This window comes from Pelomonas candidula (assembly GCF_043555985.1).
Taxonomy (GTDB): Bacteria; Pseudomonadota; Gammaproteobacteria; order Burkholderiales; family Burkholderiaceae_C; genus Pelomonas; species Pelomonas candidula.
Map to the genome: position 1 here is coordinate 82,943 of NZ_JBIGIC010000015.1, position 19,752 is coordinate 102,694.

The 19,752-nt window shown below is 72.0% G+C and carries 8 protein-coding genes; all 8 read right to left on the reverse strand.

The annotated features are described in order from the left end of the window. Nucleotides 1-7: 7 nt before the first annotated feature. On the reverse strand, nt 8-12,316 hold the full coding sequence (locus ACG04R_RS24320) for a filamentous haemagglutinin family protein (RefSeq protein ID WP_394416300.1): 12,309 nt from the start codon (nt 12,314-12,316) through the stop codon (nt 8-10). Between the two features lie 9 nt (nt 12,317-12,325). Continuing rightward, nucleotides 12,326-13,984, reverse strand: a complete 1,659-nt coding sequence (locus ACG04R_RS24325; RefSeq protein WP_394416302.1) for a ShlB/FhaC/HecB family hemolysin secretion/activation protein — start codon at nt 13,982-13,984, stop codon at nt 12,326-12,328. 61 nt (nt 13,985-14,045) lie between these two features. After that, entirely contained in the window at nt 14,046-15,104 is a 1,059-nt protein-coding gene (locus tag ACG04R_RS24330; RefSeq protein WP_394416304.1) for a PEP-CTERM sorting domain-containing protein, read from the reverse strand. A gap of 186 nt (nt 15,105-15,290) precedes the next feature. Continuing rightward, nucleotides 15,291-16,742 carry a hypothetical protein gene (locus tag ACG04R_RS24335; protein ID WP_394416306.1) on the reverse strand — a complete coding sequence of 484 codons (1,452 nt, stop codon included), beginning with the start codon at nt 16,740-16,742 and terminating at the stop codon, nt 15,291-15,293. Between the two features lie 120 nt (nt 16,743-16,862). Further along, the gene (locus tag ACG04R_RS24340; protein WP_394416308.1) at nt 16,863-17,639 is read right to left on the reverse strand and encodes a PEP-CTERM sorting domain-containing protein; all 777 of its coding nucleotides are present in this window, start codon (nt 17,637-17,639) and stop codon (nt 16,863-16,865) included. Nucleotides 17,640-17,906: 267 nt separating this feature from the next. Then, nucleotides 17,907-18,749, reverse strand: coding sequence for a helix-turn-helix transcriptional regulator (locus ACG04R_RS24345; RefSeq protein ID WP_394416310.1), 843 nt, complete (start codon nt 18,747-18,749; stop codon nt 17,907-17,909). A gap of 128 nt (nt 18,750-18,877) precedes the next feature. Then, nucleotides 18,878-19,384: a type II secretion system protein gene (locus ACG04R_RS24350; RefSeq protein WP_394416312.1), complete on the reverse strand. Its 507-nt coding sequence runs from the start codon at nt 19,382-19,384 to the stop codon at nt 18,878-18,880. Further along, nucleotides 19,371-19,751, reverse strand: a complete 381-nt coding sequence (locus ACG04R_RS24355) for a type II secretion system protein (RefSeq protein ID WP_394416315.1) — start codon at nt 19,749-19,751, stop codon at nt 19,371-19,373. Before ACG04R_RS24355 ends, ACG04R_RS24350 begins: the two co-directional genes overlap by 14 nt. Nucleotide 19,752: the final 1 nt, after the last annotated feature.

Below are 19,752 nucleotides of genomic sequence, written 5' to 3' on the forward strand. Positions count from 1 at the left end.
CGGGAAATCAGGAGCTGCCGAAGCCGAGGAACTCGAGCAGCAGGTTGCGGCGCCGGCGGCGGCGCTCGTCCTTGTCCTTGTCGGCATCGGCCACGGCGGCGGCCTGGGCGGCGCCGGTGGGTGTCGTCGGTACGGTGATGGGCACCGACAGCGGCACGTCGGCCGTCGCGCCGGCGCGCGTGCCCGACACCTGGATGTCGTTCGCGTTGACCAGCCGCTCCGCGCCGAGGAAGGCGTTGCCCTTGGAGCGGATGCCGGCCTCGCCGGCGTTGATCTCGCCGGTGGGCGCGTAGAGGTCCAGGTCGTTGCCGGCCGACAGCACGGCAATGCCCGAGCCGCTGAACGAGCCCGAGGTGTCGAAGACGAGGTTGCCGTTCGCGTCCAGCCGCAACACGGGCGCGGGCGCGCCGGTCACGGTCTTGGCACCACGGCCCGCGTCGATGTTGCCGGCCGACGACCACATCAGCAGGCTGCCCTGGCCGATCGTGAACACGCGCGACTGGTTGACGTCGAAGTTCTGCGCGACGACGGCCGACACGTCGCCACCGTTGACGGTCACGATACCCAGCTCCGTGGCGGATTTGCTGCCTGCCGTCACCTCGCCGGCATTGACGCCGCCGCCCGGGTTGACGAGCGTGATGTCGGCGTTCTGCAGCGTCTTGATCTGGCTCTTGGGCATGCGCACCTGGCCCATCGGTCGCGCGGTCGAGTCGCCCAGCGGGAACAGCAGGTTGATGGCCTGGTAGCCGCGTGCGTAGGCGGCCCAGCGCTCGTCGCCGTCCAGCACCGCGGCGGCGCGGCCCGCGCTGCGCAGTTCGCCGACGAGCACGCGGTTCAGCCACGGGATCTGCCGCTCCAGCGGCAAGGCTTCGAAGCGGCGCAGCGTGTCCGCCGCGTCCACGCCACGCTGGCCGCCCATCAGCGCCACGTAGTCGGCCAGCTTGGCGAGGTCCGCCGTCGCGGCCAGCTGCGCCAGGGCCGACGCGCGTGCGGTCGCGGTCTGCGCGGCCAGGCCGTTCATCAGCACGCGGCTGACCAGCAGCGACTGCTGCGCGCTGCTCAGGCTGCCGGACTGCTTGAGCGCGGCGTCGTCGCTGAGTGCGGACCAGGCCGGCTGCAGCAGGCTGGTCTGCCTGGCGATTTCGGCGGTGACGGCCGGGTCGTCCGCCGTCTTGCCCAGCAGCGCGGCGACGCGTGCCTGCTGGTCGCCGGCCTCGGCCCGCGCCGGCTGGGCGCGCACCTGCTCGGCCACGAGGTGGTCCACCACCGCCGCGCCGTACTTCTGCCGCAGCAGGTCCAGCTGCTGCGTCGGCGACGCGGCGTCGAACGCCGCGGCCGTGCCGCTGCCGCCCAGCAGCGCCCAGGCCTGGCCCAGCTTGCCCGCCAGGCCTGAAGCGCCCAGCACCTGGAAGCCCGCGGCGCTGGCCTGTGCGTAGTCTTCGCCATCGGCGCCGAGGCCGGCCACGACGGTCAGCCGCGTGCCGCCCTCGGGCAGCAGCGCGCTGTTGGACAGGTTGCCGCGCGCGACGATGCCGGTGCTGTCGCCCAGGTCCACGTCGCGGCCGGCCAGCACGAGCAGGTCGCCGGGGCCGGCGATCTCCAGGCCGGTGGCGCTGGTGATGCGGAAATCGCGCCCGGCCTGCAGCAGCGTCAGCTCGCTGGCCGCGCCGCTGCCGGCGGGCTGTTGCTGCACGCCGAGGTTGGACACGCGCACGTCGCGCCCGGCCACCGCCGTCAGCGGCCGCGCCGAGACGAGGTTGTCGAGCTCGACGTCGCCATCGCTCGACAGCAGCATCACCGGCGAGCGGTTGCTCTGGTCCAGCTGAGCCTGGCCCAGCGTGTTGCGTGTCAGGCGCTGCGCCTCGGGCAGCGTCGTGTCGGCCAGCTCGGGCATCGACGCCGCGGCCGGTGCCTGTGCGGCGCCCAGTGCGAGCACCTGCAGGCCGTTCACGTTGACCCCGTCGCGACCGGCGATCCACGTGCGCGCCTGCAGCGGGTCGGCCGCCGTGCTCCATTGCCACAGGTTGCCGGCCGTCACGCTGCCGGACGGCGCCAGCAGGCGGACATCCACCGGCGCGACCTTGCCCGGGTCGGTCCTGCCGCCATAGCTGGGGGGCAGTGGCTGCGCGGAGCCCAGGTAGCTCACCGACCCCGCCGCGCTCTGCACCAGCAGTTCGCTGCTGGCGTCCAGCATCGGCGTGGCCAGGCCTTCGCCCTGGGCGGCCTTGTTGTCGTTGGAGGGCAGCGCCAGCGCGAAGTTGCGGGCACTGGCCACCGTCGCGTCGCCGCCGGCCTGCACGCGCAACGCGCCGTTCTGGTAGATCAGCTGCAGGCCCGGGTCCGCCGAGGTGGCATCCACCTGCGTGCGCACGGAGCCGCCGGCCGACACGTCCACGCCGCGCGAGGCCATCAACTGGCCGCTGACGACGTCGCGCCCGGCGCCTACGACCACGCTGCCGCCGCCGAACTGCTGCAGGCCACGGGGCAGGTCGCTGCTGGTGGCGTTGGTGCTGTCGGCCAGGAAGCCCGAGCTGACAGCCACCGCGTGTACCTGCACCGCGTCACGGCCGGCCCGCACCAGCACCGAGCCGCCGCCGAACGTGGCGACGCCCTGGTTGAACAGGTCGCTGCGTGCATACCAGGCCACCGTGCCGTCCATGACGCCCTGGGCACGCCACATCCAGTCGGTCGCGTAGAGCTGCGTGGCGGTGGCGGCCTTGCCCACCACGTCGCGCCCGGCCGTCAGCCGGACGGCGCCGCCACCCTGCGTGAACGGCAGCAGGCCCGACGTGTCCAGCGCCGGCGCGAGGTTCTCGAACAGCGACGCGTAGGGCGTTGTCGGCAGCGCGTCGGGTGTGTCCGGTGCCGGCGCGGGGCTGGGGGACGGGCTCGGTGAAGGACTCGGTGAAGGGCCGGGCGCCGGCGTTGGGCTGGGCGCGGGGGAAGGCGAGGGTCCGGGCGTCGGCGCGGCGCCGGGCGGCGGCGGTGGCAGGGTGTCGCCGGTGGTTGCGCCATTGCCGTCCGATGGCGTGCCGGGCGACGACACGGCCAGCGCCCGCATCGTCGTGGCGGTGCCGGCCTCGGCGGTCGGAGCCGGTGACGGCGCAGGCGAGGGTGCCGGCGTGCTCGTGACCGGCACACCCAGCGTGGCGATCGTCGCGCGGCCGTCCAGCCAGACGATGTCCTGCGCCGCGGCCATGTCGATGCGGCCGGTCGTGCTGCGCACCTGTACGGCGCTGCCGCTGGCATCCGCCGTGCCGATCAGCACCGAGCCGGTCGAGCCGGTGCGCGTGGCCATCGCGTTGGCGCCGTCCAGGTCGGCGCCCGCGATGATGCGGATGCTGCCGGCGCGCGCCGACGTGCCGACCCACTCGCCGGCGTTCGTCGGCGACTCGCGCAGGCCCGTGCTCAGCGAGGCCTGCAGCTTCACGTCGCCCGTGGCGCGCAGCGTCAGCGCGGCCTCGGCGGCGTTCGGTGCGGCGGCGACCTGTGCCGACGTCAGCGTCGGCAGGCGCCAGTCGGCCGTCAGCACGAGGTCGGCCGGCGAGCGGACCTCGACACCGGCTCGTACGCGAACCGCAGAGGCCAGGTCGGCCTGGCCGGCCGTCAGCCGGCTCGTGATGCCCTGCGCCGTCTGCAGGTGGTCGCCCATGAAGGCGTCGTTGTCAGCCACGACCTTGGCCAGGCCCAGCGGGCTGGTCGTCGGCGTGGGAGCGGGGGTAGGCGTGGGGGCCGGGGTTGGCGTCGGAGCCGGTGCGGGAGTCGGAGTCGGTGTGGGGCTGGGCGTGGGCGACGGCCCGGGGGTGAGCGACGGGCTGGGCGGTTGCGTGCTGCCGGTGGTGGCACCGTTGCCGCCGGACGGCGTGGACGCGTCGGCGGTGACGGCCATCGCCTGCGCGCTGACGCGTGCCTGCGAGGTGGCCCGCGCAGCCAGCGGCGGGCTGGGCGGCTGAACGGAGCCCGTGGTGTCGCCATTGCCGGTGGAGGGCGTCGTGGCTGGTGTCGGTGCCGGCGCCGGGGGCGGTGGCAGCGGTGGCGAAGGCGGCTGCGTGCTGCCGGTCGTGTCGCCATTGCCGGCGGACGGAGACGTCGGCGTCGGACTTGGGGCCGGGCTTGGGCTGGGCGACGGACTCGGCGAGGGCGACGGGCTGGGGGGCGGCACCGGTGTCGGTGTCGGCGCAGGTGTGGGTGTGGGTGTGGGCGTCGGAGTTGGCGACGGTGCCGGGGTGGGGGGCAGCGGCGGCGAAGGCGGCTGCGTGTTGCCGGTGGTGTCGCCATTGCCGGTGGATGGAGATGTTGGTGATGGCGTCGGGCTGGGGGCCGGGCTCGGACTGGGAACGGGATTCGGCGAGGGCGACGGTCCGGGCGTTGGCGCCGGGGATGGCGACGGTGTCGGCGTTGGCGTGGGTGCCGGCGATGGTGTCGGTGCGGGCGCCGGAGTCGGCGTCAGCGGTGGCGAAGGGGGCTGGGTGCTGCCGGTCGTGGCGCCATTGCCGCCGGACGGAGACGTCGGCGACGGAGACGGCGCAGGCGTCGGACTGGGAGCCGGGCTCGGACTGGGCGACGGGCTAGGCGAGGGCGACGGGCTGGGCGTCGGCACTGGAGATGGCGACGGGGTCGGTGTTGGCGTGGGAGCCGGGCTCGGGCTGGGCGACGGACCCGGCGAAGGCGAGGGGCTGGGCGTCGGCGCCGGAGTCGGCGTCAGCGGCGGCGAAGGGGGCTGCGTGCTGCCGGTCGTGGCGCCATTGCCGCCGGACGGAGACGTCGGCGACGGAGACGGGGATGGGGACGGAGACGGTATGGGCGTCGGACTTGGGGCCGGGCTCGGCGAGGGGCTCGGGCTGGGTGCGGGCGACGGGCTCGGCGAAGGCGCAGGTGACGGTGACGGTGACGGTGACGGGCTCGGCGAAGGCGAAGGACTCGGCGTCGGAGCGGGCGTCGGCGTCAGCGGCGGCGACGGGGGCTGGGTGCTGCCGGTCGTGTTGCCGTTGCCGGCCGAGGGGTTCGTCGGTGATGGCGTGGGGGCCGGCGATGGCGTCGGCGTCAATGGCGGCGACGGCGGTTGCGTGCTGCCCGTGGTGTCGCCGTTGCCGGTGGACGGTGTCGTCGGTGTGGGTGCAGGGCTCGGGCTGGGCGACGGACTCGGCGTGGGCGTCGGCGCCGGCGCCGGCGATGGGCTGGGGCTCGGCGACGGACCGGGCGAAGGGCTCGGACTCGGCGAAGGGCTGGGGGCCGGGCTCGGTGTTGGCGTCGGTGTCGGTGCGGGTGCCGGTGCCGGCACGAGGCCACCCACCAGCGAGTCCACGCCGTCGTAGACCTTGACGGCCTCGATGTCGATGCTGCCGGCCTGCTGGATGCGGCTCTGCAGCGCGTCGATCCTGACGTCCTGGCCGTCGGTGCGCAGCGCGCGCAGCGACAGCTCGCCGCCGCCGAGGTCGAGGCTGCCGCCCTGCAGGCGCAGCCAGCCCTGGGCGCTGTTGAAGGCGATGCGGGGCGCGTCGACGGCGCTGCCCGTGCCCGCACTGCGAGCCACGAGGCGGGCGCCGTCGGTGACGGTGATGTCCTGCCCAGCGTTGAGCTGCATCTGCCCGCCGCCGCTGCCGGATGCCAGCGCCACGAGTTCGCCGGAGATCGTCAGGTTGCCGGCGTCGCTGCCGAGGTCCAGGCTGCGGGCGGCCAGCCGCGCACCGGCGGGCAGGGTCTGGTCGCCGCTGCGGTTGCGCACGGCGATCTGCTGCTCGAAGGCGCGCGAGCCGGCGGCGGCGATGGTGGTGGACAGCGTGCCGAGGTCCACCGCGGCCCGGCTGTCCAGGCTGAGGCTGGCGGCCGCGACGGCGGCGGCGGACGCGCCCGCGCGCAGCGTGCCGGCGAGCGTGAGGCTGCCGGTGGGCGCGGCCAGGCTGAGGCGGCCAGCATCGCCGTCGCCGGCGCCGGACACGTCCAGTTGCGCCGCGCCGCCCAGCACGAGGTTGCCGGCGCTGCTGGTGGCGGTGAGGCTGCCGGCGGCGAGGTCGCTGCGCACGGTCTGGCCGCCACTCGTGATGCTGTCGCTGCGGCCGGCCACGCTGAGGCGGCCGGCGTCGAGGTTGAGGTCGGCGCTGCTCGTCAGCGCGAGCTGGCCGGCAGGCAGGTCGATGTCGGTCGCGACGCGCAGCGTCTGCGCGGTCAGCGTGAGTTGGGCGGCCGTGCCCCGCGTGGCCGTGGCGATCGACGTGGCCGTGGTGTTCTTCAGCGCGAGGTCGCCTTGCACGGTCCAGCTGCTGCTGGCCGGCGTGCTGCTGACGACGCTGCTTGTGGCGCTGACGACGCTGGTCGAGGCGTTGACGTTGCCGGTGGCGGTGATCTGGCTGCTGCCGGCGATGAAGAGGCCGTCGGGCGCAATCAGCGTGGTCTGCGCGGCCTGCCAGGCCTGGCTGCCGGGGTCGACCTGCAGCGTGCTGGCGCCGGCCAGCGTGATCTGGCCCGCGCCGGTGGCAGCCGTGGCGCTGCGGCCGGTGCTGTTGGTCAGCACGAGGTGGCGGGCCTGGATGCGGGCGGAGTCGTCAGCCGTGGCCGCGCGCAGGGCGGGCGTGTCGAGCGTGAGCTGGTCCAGCGTCGGCAGGCCGAAGTCCACGCTGCCGACGATGTCGAGGCCGGCGTAGCTGCGCAGCAGCAGCTTGCCGGCATTGCCGAGCTGGCCCAGCAGGCCGGCGCCGAGCAGCAGGCTGTCGCCGGCCAGCGGCTGGCTGCCGCCCAGCTGCAGGCGCGGCACGCCCAGCGCCAACGCGGCGGCGTTGAGCTGCGTGGTGTCGGCAAGGGCCGCGTGCGCCGTGGCGTCGATCTGCACGACGCCGCTGCCGGCCTGCAGCGAGGCACCGTCGCGCAACGCCAGGCTGCCGGTGGCCTGCGTGGCGCCCGTGCGTTGCAGTTGGCTGGCAGCGTTGGTGCTGAGCAGCAGCGCGGCGCCGTCGCCGTTGATCGTCCAGCTTGATGCCGTGGCCGCCGTGCCGCTGGCGGCGAGGCTGGTGCCCGCACCGACATCCAGCGTGTCCTTGGCGGCGAGCAGCAGCGTCGGCGCGGCGAGTGCCTGGCCGGTGTCGACGGTCACCGTGCCGGCACGCACGGTCAGCGCCTGCGGCTGCTGCAGGTTGGTGGGCGCGGCGCCGAGCACGAGTTGGTCCACCCCCAGCGCGGTCAGCTGTTTGGCGTCGAGCCGCAGGCCATTGCTGGAGCCGGCCGTGTTCTTCGCGCCGCTGCCGATGCTGATCTCGTCGGCGCTGAAGTAGGCACTGCCGCCGCGACCGCCGGTGCCGGCGCCCAAGGTCAGCGCGCCGCGGATGTCGGCCTGCATCGCGGCGACGACGAGGGCGCCGGCGTCGCGGTTCAGGGCCGGCGTGGCGGCGTCGTTGCGCGTGGCGAGGTCGCTGAAGAAGCTGTCGGCGTTGGCGAGGCGGATCTCGCTGTAGCGCTGGGCCTGCTTGGCGGTCAGCAACTGCCAGTTGCTGGTCAGCGCGTCCAGCACGCTCGTGCCGGCCAGGCCGAGCCTGGCGCCGACGAGCAGCGTGCCGTCGGCGTTGGCGACGGCGCGGCCGAGGCTCAGCGACGTGCCCGTTGTTGCGGTACTCGCGGGGCGAACCAGCAGCGCGCCGGGCAGCGCCGCGTAGCGCGCCGGCAGCAGCGTGTAGCTGCCGCTGAGCAGGGTGCCGTCGGCCAGCGTGAAGCCGCTGCCGAAGTTGATCGTGCGGCCCACGGCGGCCTGGCCCGACAGCGAGCTGTCCGCCGCGCCGGTGCTCTGCACGCCGGGCACGATGGCGTAGCTGCCGTCGGCGGCGCTGAAGATGTCGGTCGAGCCGCCGGGGCCGGCGACGAACTGCCAGCCCAGCAACTGCCCGCCGCCGCTGAGGTCGACCTTGGCGCCGCCGGCGATGGACACTGCGGGCGCCTCCAGCACGACGGCCTTGGCTGTTGCCGCGGTGATGACGCTGCCGCCGGGTGCGACCCAGCGGTCGCCGTCCCAGGTGCCGTAGAGGAAGCTGCGGCCGCTGGCGTTGACGGAGGTCTCGCTGCCGTCCAGCAACTGGAGGGACTCGCTCGCCTTCAGCGTCAGGCTGCCCTCGGGTGCGCGCAGGCGGCCGCCTTGCGCGATGGTGGCGGCCTGCAGTGTCAGGCGTCCGCCGGCGGTCCACGGCAGGTCGGGGGCGGTGGCGTCGGGCTGGGCGACGGTGATGCGCTTGCCGGTGGCGTCGACGGTGAAGCCGGTGCCGGTGGCCGGGTAGACCTGGCGGGCGTTCAGCGCGAGGTCGGCGGCCGTGGTGAGGCTGCCGTCGCCGGCGATGCTGGTGCTGGACTTCTGCAGCACGAGGTCGCCGCCGCTCTGCAGGCTCAGCTGCGCGACGCCCTGGCTGACGACCTGGCCGTCGACGGTGAGGCGCTGGCCGGCCTGCAGCGCGAGGCCGGCGGTGCCGCCCGTGGCGGTGGCAGCGGGCCGCTGCAGGTTGTTGCCTTGCGTGACGGCCGTCTGCGTGTTGGCCCAGCTCAGCTGCGGCGCCGACAGCTGCGCCGTCGTCTGCCCGGCCTGCGGCGTGACGGCCAGGGCCTGGCTGTCCAGCGCCAGGAACTGGCCGAGGTTCAGCGACACGCCGGCCTCCAGCGCGATGCGCTCGCGGGCGCTGAGGGTCAGGTCGGCCACGCCGGAGCGCGTGAGCCAGGGCGCGTCGACGCGTGCCGTCATGTCGACGGTGGCGGCACGGCCCAGTTGCTCGGCGCCGAGCGTGCGGGTGAGCTGGCCGTCGCCGGCCGCGAGCACCAGGCTTTGCACCGGCGGCAGCGCGTTGGCGTCGGCGTAGCCGGCCTCCAGCCGAACGGTCAGCTTGCCGCCGCTCTGGTCGGCCGTGCCGGCGTGGGCCTGCAGTTCGCCCTCGAGCAGCAGCTCGCCCGCGGCCCGCACCGACAGCGAGCCGGCCGCGCTGCCGACGAGCTGGCGCGTGATGCGGGTGCCGGCGTCGGTGCGCTGCTGCACGTCCAGCAGGCTGCTGGCGCCGTCGATGTCGATGATGGCGCCGCGCTGCACGACGAGGCTGGTCGCGTAGGCCGAGCTGGCAGAGCCGGTGGTGACGCCTGCGTCCAGGCTGACGCTGCCGCCGGCCAGCACACGGCCGGTGAGCAGGCCGTCCGTCGTGGCCTGCAGCTGGCGAAGGCCGGCCACGTCGATGCGGGCGGTGCTGCCCAGCCACAGCCAGCGCGCGATGTTGGGGTCGCCGTCGCTGCCGGACAGCGCCAGGCTGACCTGGCCGCCGGGTGCGATGAGGCTGCCATCCAGCGCCAGCCGGTTGCGGGCCTTGAGGCTGAGGCGGGCGGTGGGGTCCAGCGAGATCGTTGCGCCGGCGGCGATGCTCAGCGCACCCTGCGGACTGTTGGCCGTGTAGCCGCTGGATGTGAGGCTGAGGTTGACCGGCTTGACGTAGCCCGGCAGCGGTGAGCCCAGTGTCAGCGTGTCGCGCCAGCGCGTGCTGTCGCTGACCTGCAGACGGCTGGCCGCGCCCGCCAGCCACAGCTGCTGGCGTGGTGCCAGCGTCGTACCGGCCTCGACGATGAGGGACTCGCGGCCCTCGAAGGCGAAGCTCTGGAAGCCGCCGCGGTTCAGGAAGTCGGCACCCAGGCGCAGCGTGCCGGCGGCGTCGGGTGTGCCGGTGCTGCTGCCCAAGCGCAGCGCGGTGGCGGTGAGGTTGAGGCTGCCGCCCTGCGTCAGCGAGTAGCCCAGCAACTGGGCGCCCAGCCGCTGCTCGCCGGGCGCCTGCGTCGTCAGCACGGGCGAGCCGGCGCTGAGCGTGAGGCTGCCGGCTGCGCCGCCGGTGATGGTGCCACTGCCGGCGACGAGGGCGCCGCCGGAGACGTCCAGCACGCTGCCCGCGGCCAGGTCGAGGTCGCCGCCGGCCTGCAGGCCCAGGCTGCCGCCCTGGGTTGCGGCGGCGGGGGCGGAGCTGGTCAGCAGCGGGTCCAGCGCGGCGTTGACCCAGGCGCCGGAGACGTCCAGTCGCGACGTGGCGGCCACGCTCACGTCGCCGTTCAGGCTGCGCAGCACGACCTGGCCACCGGCGCTGTGCACCGAGCCGGCGACGCCGATGTTGCCCTGCTCGGACTGCAGGCGCAGCGTGCCGAGGGCGGGCAGGTCGAGGTCGCCGCCGAGGCGGACATCGCCGACGGCCGTGATGCTGACGGCGCCGAAGCCCGAGTCGCGCAGCGTCTGCAGCGACAGCGCGGAGCTGCCGTCCACGACGTTGCCGCTGGCCGTCAGCTCGAAGCTGCCGAGCACGGCGCCGAGGTAGCCGCTGGTGCCGAAGACACCGTTGTGCTTGAGCGCACCGATGACCAACTGCGCGGCGGCGGCCAGCGAGTCCTGTCCCAGCCGCTGGCGCTGACCCTGCACGGTGCTGCCGCTGAGGCCGCCGGCCAGCGAGACGGTGGGCGCGACGATGGTCAGGCTGCCCCCGGCCTGGCCGCTGACGTAGCCGGCTTCCAGCCGCGCCGGGCTCAGCGTGCCGTAGCTGACCATCGGGCCCCAGCGGTCGTAGCGGGCCTTGCTGGTGCCGGCGTTGGTGATGGCCGTGTAGACCAGGTCCCTGGGCGCATTGTTGAGCGTGTAGGCCGTGCCGGTGCTGCTGTAGAGCCGCGTGGGCGCGACGGTCGCGTCGGTGTAGGTGACCTTGCCGCCGTCCACGCTGAGGCTGGAGCCGGCCTTCGTCGTGACCGAGTCGCCGGCGATGAGGCGCAGGCTACCGCCGCTGGCCAGCCGCTCGCTGGCGCTGCGCTGCACGCCGGCGCGGTAGCTGGACAGGTCGCCGAGGATCAGCGAGTCGCTGCGGATGTCCAGCGTGACCTTGTTGCGGTAGAGCAGCCCGTCCTTCTGCAGCGGCGCGTCCTTCAGGTCATTGCTGCCCAGCAGTTCGGTCGTCACGAAGTTGCGCGCTGCGCTGACCGTGGTGTCGGTGGTGCCGGAGAGGTCGATGCTGGCTGCGTTGCCGAGCACGACGCTGCCGGCCTTCGCGTTCAACGGCGTGGCGTTGAGGATGTCGGTGTAGTCGGGGCGGTCCAGCGCGCGGAACTCGGCCTGGGCGCCGGGCCCGGTGATGCGGCCCTGCACGTCGATCAGGTTGCCGTTGAGCTGCAGCCGCGAGCGCGTGAACGTTGCGTTGTCGTCGCTGGTCAGCGGCTTGCCGTCGGCGCTGTTGTTGTCGGGCCTGATCTCCGTGACGCTGCCGGCCGCCAGCGTCAGCGTGCCGTTGCGCACGGCGCGCTTGAAGGCGGGGTCGGACGTGGCCAGCGCCGCGCCGGTCTCGATGCTCGTTTCGGCTGCATCGCCTTGCGCCAGCAGCAGGATGGAGCCGTTCTGCGACACGCTGGTCGTCGCGCTGATGCGGCCGGCCTGGTTGACGGCCAGGCCCACCAGCGTCGCGTTGCCGCGCGGCACGCTGATGGTGCCGGCGTTGTCCACCGAGCCCGCACCGGTGGCCATGTCGCCGCGGCCCACTTCGACCAGCAGGCCGCGCAGCGCCGGCACGTTCGCATTGGCCTCGGAGGCGTACAGCGGCTCCGATGTCGGCAGCTTGTAGAAGACTTCGGCGCCTCCGCCGAGGATGACCTGGCCGCCCGGAGCCGTCAGCGTGCCGGCGTTCTCGACGCGCTTGGCATAGAGCTGGATGCGGCCGCCTTCGCTGGTCGTGATCTGTGCACCGGGCTCGACACGGATGAAGTTCTTCGCGTCGACGTAGTCCGCTGCGGCGCCGTCGTAGCGCAGCGCCGCGCTGGCCCCGGTGATGTTGGAGACGAAGCCGTTGACGTAGTCCGCGTTCCTGGGCGCCAGCGTCGTCGCCATCAGGGCGCCGACGTCCACGCTGGCCGTCGCGCCGAACAGGATGCCGTTGCGGTTGTAGAGCAGGATCTCGCCGCCGTTGGTGGCCTTGAGCTGCCCGAAGATGAGGCTGGGGCTGACGCTGCCGATGCGGTTCAGCGCGCTGGAGCCGGCCAGCGCCATGTCGAAGGTGACCGAGCTGTCGGCGGCGATGTCGAAGCTCTGCCAGTTGTAGATCGCGCGCTGGCTGGCCTGGCCGATCGTCATGTCCACACCGCCGCGCGTGTTGCCCGTGGTGACCGGCGCGGCCGAGCCGCTGCCGTAGACGCGCCAGCCCGTGGCTGCCGGTACCGGCACCGTCCTGGCCGGCGGCGGCGGGGGAGCCGTCACGCGCGACTGCGCCAGCGTGGCCAGCGGCAGGCTGGCGGCCAGTGCCGCAACGAGGGGCGTCAGCAGCAGGGCGGTCTTGGTCGGAGCGGGCTTGGACATGGATGGGCTCTAGAAGCGCAGCGCGGCACGCACGTGCAGTCGCTCGGAGGGCAGGCTGCGGCCGGCGACGTCGCGATGCCGGCGTGCCCAGTCCACCGCCAGGCTCAGGCCCGGCTGGATGCCCAGGCGCACGCCCACGCCGGTGCCCATCAGCGTGCTGCGGTGCGGCTGGCCGGGCTCGGGCTCGATGAGGGCCACGCGGGCGACGTCGCCGAAACCGAAGAACACCAGCTCGGTGAAGGGCGGCAGGTTGGCGCCGTCGAACGCCGACAGCAGCGCCGGCGCGAGGTTGCGGCTGCGCAGCTCCAGCGAGGCCAGCACGCCGTAGTCCGCCGAGACGGCGGCTTCCGGATAGCCGCGCACCGAGTCGGCACCGCCCACGGCGAACTGCTCGGCGCTGACCAGCGGCTGGCTGGCGATCTGGCCGCCGACGCGCAGCGCCCATTCGGTGGGGCCCACACGGCGGCTGCCGCGCCAGTCGAGTTTGGCCGTCGTGAAGCCGCCGTCTGCGCCGCGGCGCCTGCAGGCGAACTGGTCGGCCACGCCGTAGCTGCCGTCGGCGAGCTGGCAGTCGCTGCGCGTCTGCTGCCACACCGGCTTCAGGCCGAAGGTCGCGCTGGCGCTGAGCTGCTGTTGGCCCCCGTCGCCCCACCAGTTGCCGTTGTAGGCCGCCTGCAGCGGCGCGTAGCGAAGCGGCGTGCCGATGGTGCCGGCGCTGGTCTGCACGTCTTCCTTCAGGTCCTTGAGATCGAAGCCCAGCGACAGGCCATGGGCCGCGTTGTCGGCGACGCGGTTCAGACCGTAGCGCACACCCAGCGTCGTGCCCTTGCCCAGCACGCGCGTGCTGCCCAGGCTGTCGACGTCGCTGCTGGAGTGCACGGCGCTGAAGCTCAGCGAGGCGCCCTCGGCCCAGTCCGCCAGCGGCACGAGGTAGTTCAGCACCACCACCTGCGATTGGCTGGGCTGCATCGGCGCGGTCAGCGCCGTCAGCGACAGCGAGTGCTCGCGCTGGAACAGGTTGTCGTAGTGCAGGTTGAGCGCGGCGCGCAGCTGCTCGGTGCCGGCGGCCGCGGCGTTGTTGACCTCCGCGCTGCCGCCGAAGGGCAGCTTGTCGCTGACCTTGAGTTCGGCCTCCACGGTGCCCGGCTCGCGGCCCGGGCGCAGCACGGGCTGCACACGTCGATCGGGCGTCTGCGAGAGTGCCGCGACCTGCTGCTGCACGATGTTGAAGTTGGGCACCTTGCCCTCGGCCAGCTCGGCTGCGACGGCGCGGATCTTGCCCTGGTCGTAGTAGCGCGAGCCGGTCACGTAGAGCTTGTCGATGCGACCTTCCAGCACGGTCAGGCGCACGACGCCGCCGTCGATGCGCTGCTCGGGCACATCGACGAAGACGGTCAGGTAGCCGGCGCCCTGATAGGCCTTCTCCAACGCGGCGCGGGCGCCTTCGATGGCGGCCATGTCGCGGCCCTCGCCCATGAAGGGCATGACGGCGGCTTCGACCTGCACGGCGGTCAGGCGTGTGTTGCCTTCGACCTCGAACTCGAGGATGTCAAAGCGCAGCGCGGCCTGTGCCAGCGCCGGCAGGCTGCCGGCGCACAGGGCCAGCGCGGTGAGCAGCAAGCAAAGGCAGCGCGCCCACGAGGGAGCGCGCGTCGTTCCGGCATCCATGAAGTCAGTGTCCCGAGAGCGGGTGAAGCGGTCGTGAAAGGCGGCGTGGCGCCGCGCGGCGTCAGGCGCGGCGGCGGCGCGCGCAGCCGGCCACGACGGCCAGGCCCAGGCCCATCAAGCCCCAGGTGGCGGGCTCGGGCACGGCGGTGACGCTGCCGCCCAGGTTCAGCGTGTCGCCGACGGGTGCGGCAATCAGCCGCGTGCGGCCGTAGCTGGCGGCGAAGTCGGTGCGCAGGCGCAGCAGCGAGCCGGCGGCTGTGGTGGCCTGCGTGATCGAGGCTTCGAGGGTGTAGCTCAGGATGTAGTTGCCCGAACTGTCCACGCCGAGGCCCCAGTAGGCGTCGTGCTTGGTGTTGTCGAATTCGTCGACCAGCACGGGGGCGGTATCCGTGTCACTGGTCAGCGTGATGGAGTAGAACCAGGACGACTGGTTGACGCTGTTGAACAGAGCGGGGCGGGACAGGTTCGCAGCTCCCAACACACCGGTGCTTGCGTAGGCAGCGCCCGCGTACTGAAGGGGGTTATTGACCTTTGTGTACGTACCAGACAGGTTCTCGGTGAACTTGGTCGTGCAGTCGGTGCCAGTGCACTTGCTGTTCCAGTCGCCGACGTTTTGTTGAAGCAGGCCGACCTGATTGGCCATATCGCCTTGCAGCCAATTCATCAGCGTCGTGTAGTTGGCATCCAGCGTGCCGGTAGGCGCGGTGTGCTGGGCCGTTGTGTACAGGCTCGTGCCGTTTGCGGCCAGTCCGCCATTGGGATCGACAGCGAGGCCCATGACGGCCCAGATCTGCTTCGTCGCATCCGTGGACGTGGCCAGGAAGGTCTGGAAGTTCGGGTCCGTGTTCAGCGGCGAAAAGATCTTCTGGTAGCCCGTGTCTTGTTGCCCGTAGACGAACAGATTGGTCGACGTGTCACCCAGCGCGTAGTTGTCGCTGTAAACGCTGATCCCGAGGTCCCGCGTGTACGAGATGTTGTTGCTCTGGTCCCAGACCACCAGAAAAAGCTCAGGGTAGGTTCCAGCCTTCACACCATCGGCAGAAGGGTCGCCCACGCTGATGGCGGCATGCGACGTTGTGCTGGCAATTGCTGCGAATGCCAAGGCGCCAAGCTTCTTCATGATCAATCCGGCTTCTATCGGGTAGTGGGCAGGTGCAATGCTGGGTTGCAACCTGATTCGGGAATTTGGCTCGCGCCCAAGCTTCGACCTGACGGCAAAGCGCTGAAAGCAGGCATCGAGGAATGCCTGTTTTCAGAGCAGAGGGCACGGAGGCGCGAGGCCTCCGTGCAGCCCGCCAAACGGGACTTACTTGCTCATGCGCACAAAGGCGCAGCTGTTGGCGCTGATGCGGCCGGTGTGCGAGGTGTAGCTCTTGGTGGTGGCGTCGAGGTCAGACCAGGCACCGGACACCGTGGAGGGCAGGGCGGCCAGGCCTTGCTGCAGGTCGGTGTCCAGGCCTTGCAGAATGGAGGCCTTGCCCATTTCGGCGCGCATCTTGGTCAGCAGGGCCAGCACGTTGGCGCTCGGGGCGTTGGCGGCGCCGGCCTTCGGCCATTGCATCGAGGCCTCGACTGCGAAGTCGTAGTCGCCAGCGATCAGGCCCGCACGGCTCGGGGTGGCGCCGCTGAGCTTGACGAAGCGGTACTGCAGGTCTTGCGTCACACCGTTGACCGACGGGAGCGGGTTGTTCTCGCGGCCCATCACGCCGAAGGCATAGCCGTCGCCGGCAGCGTCCACGAGGTTGTCGACGGTCTTCAGGCAGGTCTGAACGGCGCCGGTGCTGGAGTTCTGCAGAGTCGTCAGGCTGCCGGTGACGGCGAGCGATGCCGTGGTGGTGCCGGCCGTCACGGAGAAGGCGTTGGTCGAGCCACCGCAGGGGTTGTTGGCGAAGTACAGGTTGGATGCGGCCTGCGTGCCCGAGCCGGGCGTGCGACGGCAGACGTTGATGCGCTTGCTGTTGACGTTGGCGTCGACGGAGGCAGGGATCAGCAGGTTCCAGCCCTTCTTGTTGGAGGAGGAGCCGAGCAGCTGGCCGGTCAGCGCGCCGGCGATGAAGGTCTTGGGGATGCTGGGCTGGGCGGCGGCCGACTCGTCGATCGTCGTGGCACTCGGGGCCACCAGGCCCTGGGCCTTCTGCAGGGCCAGGTAGAGCTTCTTGTTCACGCCGACGGCGAAGATGTTCTGCACGAAACCGGCGGCGTCCAGGCCGGACGTATCGAGGCCGGTGCCACCATTGATATTGGCTTGCAACAGCGCGGGTTCGACGTCAGCGAAGCCGGCATCAGCGAGGGCGGCCACGGTGTTGCCGCACAGGAAGCCGGCCGACTGGATGTCGGTGGCGGGCGACGGGCCGGCGCCCGTGGTGCAGCTCGCGTCAATCAGCATGTGGGTCTGGGTGGCGTCGCCGCCGTTCAGCAGCGGCGTCACACCCTGGGCAGAGCCGCCGGCGTCACGCTTGTAGATGACGACGGGCGTGCCGACGGGCCAGGAGCCGATGGCGACCTTGGTCTTGAACGAGTAAGCGCGGTAGTTGCTGCCGGCGGCCGAGTCGAAGAAGACGTCGAAGGTGGTGGGGTCGGCCAGGTCGGACTGGATGTAGGCGCCGATCAGCAGACGCAGTGCGGAGGCGCCGGCCAGACGGACTTCCTTCAGCGAGCCGTCAGCACGGGCGGCAACGACCTGGGCGGGCGTCAGCGCGTGGGCGGCACCGACAGAGGCGATGCAGGCCAGGGCGATCAGGGTGGAGCGGAGCTTCATGGGGTTTCGCTTCAAAGAGGAGAGAGTCGGAAAGCGTCCGCCCGGCCGCACCCGGGAACGGGGCGGCACGAGGGCAGGACTGCTGTGTGCGGGGCCGGGCCCACGGACCCGGCAGGGCGATCAGGAGGCGTTGCGGCGGCGGGCCACGAAGCTGACGGCCAGCAGGCCGCCAACGAGCATGGCGTACGTGCTCGGCTCGGGCACGGCGGCGACGGCCGGGCCGATCGTCACGGTGTTGCCGTCGAAGTTGGCGGTCAGCTTCACGCCGGCGCTGTTGGACAGGATGCTGTACAGCGACGGGGCGTCGGACGTGTCGCTGGAGGGCGTCAGGTAGACCAGCTGCGAGGCCGTGCCGACGGCGTTGCGGGCATTGAAGAAGCTGTTGAACGACGTGATGCCGTTGTCCGAGTAGGTCAGCGTGCCGAAGGCCGAGGCCAGGCGGTTGTTGGCCTGGCCGTTGCCGCTGTTGATGGCCTTGTGGTCGATGTCGGCGAAGTGCGAGGCCAGGAAGGCCGTGCCGTCATTGGACTGGCTGTTCTGGATCGTGCCCAGGGCCTGGTTCTTGTTGACGGTCGTCCAGGCGTTGATTTCACCGGGGTTGAAGCCGTCGCCGATGGGCTGGGCCGCGATGATGGCGTACTGGCTGTTGGTGCCGCCGAAGTTCAGGAACTTGGTCCATTCGGTGCCGGCCACGGACTGGCTGAAGGTGCTGCCACCGTTCAGCATGGCCGTGACGCCATCGGTCGAGATGCCGAGGTCCTGCGCGTAGGAGCCGGAGCCGTTGGTGACGAGCAGCACGTATTCGGCTTGGCCGAGAGTGCCGTCGGTCGTGACGGTGGCGAAGGCGGGGGCAGAGACGGCCAGCACAGCGGCCAGGGCAAGGGTCTTGAGCTTCATGGATTTTCTCCGTAGTCAGTGGTGATGGGACGTCAGGCCGACATGGCTCCGGTCCGTCACGCCTGGCTGCCTCCCCTGGATCGCTGCTGCGATCGGCGGTGGCCTTGGGCGCCTGGGTCAGGGTGACCCGCGTTCAAAGAGCGGTGGTGATCCGAGGAATCGTTTCAACCGGCATTCTTGTGGGTGCAGGTGACATGCCGTCCGGTTCGTGATTTCGTTCGCGGTCCGAACGGACTACGTGCAAACCCATGAGCCGTTCGGACATCCCTAGGGAACCAGTCGCGGCCGTGCTGCCGGCTGCGTCGACACCCGCTCCAGCAGTTGCAGCGACATGGCCTGCGCGACGGCCTGGGCGCGGTTGGCGGCGTTGAGCTTGCGCAGGATCTTCTGCACGTGGTTCTTCACGGTTAGCGCGCTGATGCCCAGCTCATCGGCGATCTGCTGGTTGCTCTTGCCCTCGCGCAGCCAGCTGAGGATTTCACGCTCGCGCTGCGTCACGCCGCCCACGCGCACGGTCGGCTGCTGGGGCGTGCTGGCGCCGACGACGTCGCGCTCCACCACCTGCACGCGCTGCCACGCGCCGTGGATATGCGGGATCATCAGCTCCAGCCGACCCGCCAGCGGCGCCAGCGCGCCGTCGTCCTGCGCGGCGAAGACGAAGAAGCTCTCGATCTCCTGCGGCCGCTGCGGGCGAGACATGCCGTGCACGAGCACGTGCTGGAACTGTGCGGCCAGCAGCGCGTCGCGCACGATACCGAGCGACGTGAAGGCGAGGTCCGCCGTCGCGATGACGGCGGGCTTGCCGCGGGCCTCCAGCCAGCAGGCCTGCCAGTGCTGCATGAGCAGGCTGCGCGCGTCGCCCAGCGCGTCCATCAGCGCGGGCTCCAGGCTGACGCTGTTGAAGACGTCGAACACCAGCTCGCGCGATGTGCGGTCGTAGCTGCCGCACACGACCAATTGGTGCGGGATGAGGCGGCTGAGGTAGCTCTGCGTCCAGACGAAGAACTGGTAGCGGCGGCGCACCGTCAGCGCGGATTCGGCCGCGCGCACGATGGCTTCGACGGGGTCGTTGGGCGAGGACGTGGCGGCCGGGTTGTCGTTTGTAGTCATGGGCAGCGGTTGTCGCGGGAGGCGGAAGGGCGCGTCACAAAACTTCGCAACGAACTCACAGAACAGAAACTCTAGGAACCCCGCGTGACCGCGCGTTGAAGGCTTGCTGAAGGGATGAGCCGTTCGGATCACTCGACCGGTGCCGGTGCGGCCGGGGCTGGCGCGGTGAAGACCCAGTCGTGCGCGGTGTCGTGGTGGCCTGCCGTCGCCATCAGGCGGTGCGACGAGCGGCTGCGCACGCCCACGATGCCGCTGCCTGCGGTGGCGCTGGCGGCGCCTTCTGCCGCGACGGCAACGGTCGCCCGCCCCAGCACCAGCTCCCAATCGGGCTGTCCGGTGAAGGGGTCGGCGTAGAGCTGGCGCAGATGCCGCCGCGGCGTGGGGTGGCGGCGGTCGGCGAGCAGATCGTCCAGCCGCTGCGGCAGCGGCAGGTGGCCGACGGGGGTGGCCTCGGCGTAGCGGCCCAGCGCGGTGGCGATGGCCTCCCCCCTAAAACGAAGTTCGGCTTCGCGTTCGCGCTGCTGCCGGGTGGACTCCTGTTCGCCCAATGCGGCCAGCGCCACGCCGCCCAGCGCCAGCACGAACAGCAGCCAGAGGTAGGTGAAGCCGCGGGACCGGGCGCTACCAGTCCGCATACAGACGGCCATCCGGCGCCCGCCCGGCAGCGCCGCTGCGCACGTCGCCCACCTGGCCGGCGAGGTCGGCCGCGGCTGGCGGTGGCAGCGTGATCCAGCTCTGCGCGTTGCCGGTCAGCGGGTCCTCGGGCACCTGGCGCAGGTAGCGGTCCTGTACCAGTTGCTCCAGCGAGTCGGGATAGCGGCCCTTGTCGGCGGCGTACTTGTCCAGCGCGTCGCGCATCACGGCCAGCGACGAGCGCAGGCTGTTGGCCTTGGCGCGGTCCACCGACGCGAAGTAGCGCGGCGCCGCGATGCCGGCCAGCAGCGCGACGATGGCCATGACGACGATCAGCTCGATCAGCGTGAATCCTCGGGTGCGTTTCATC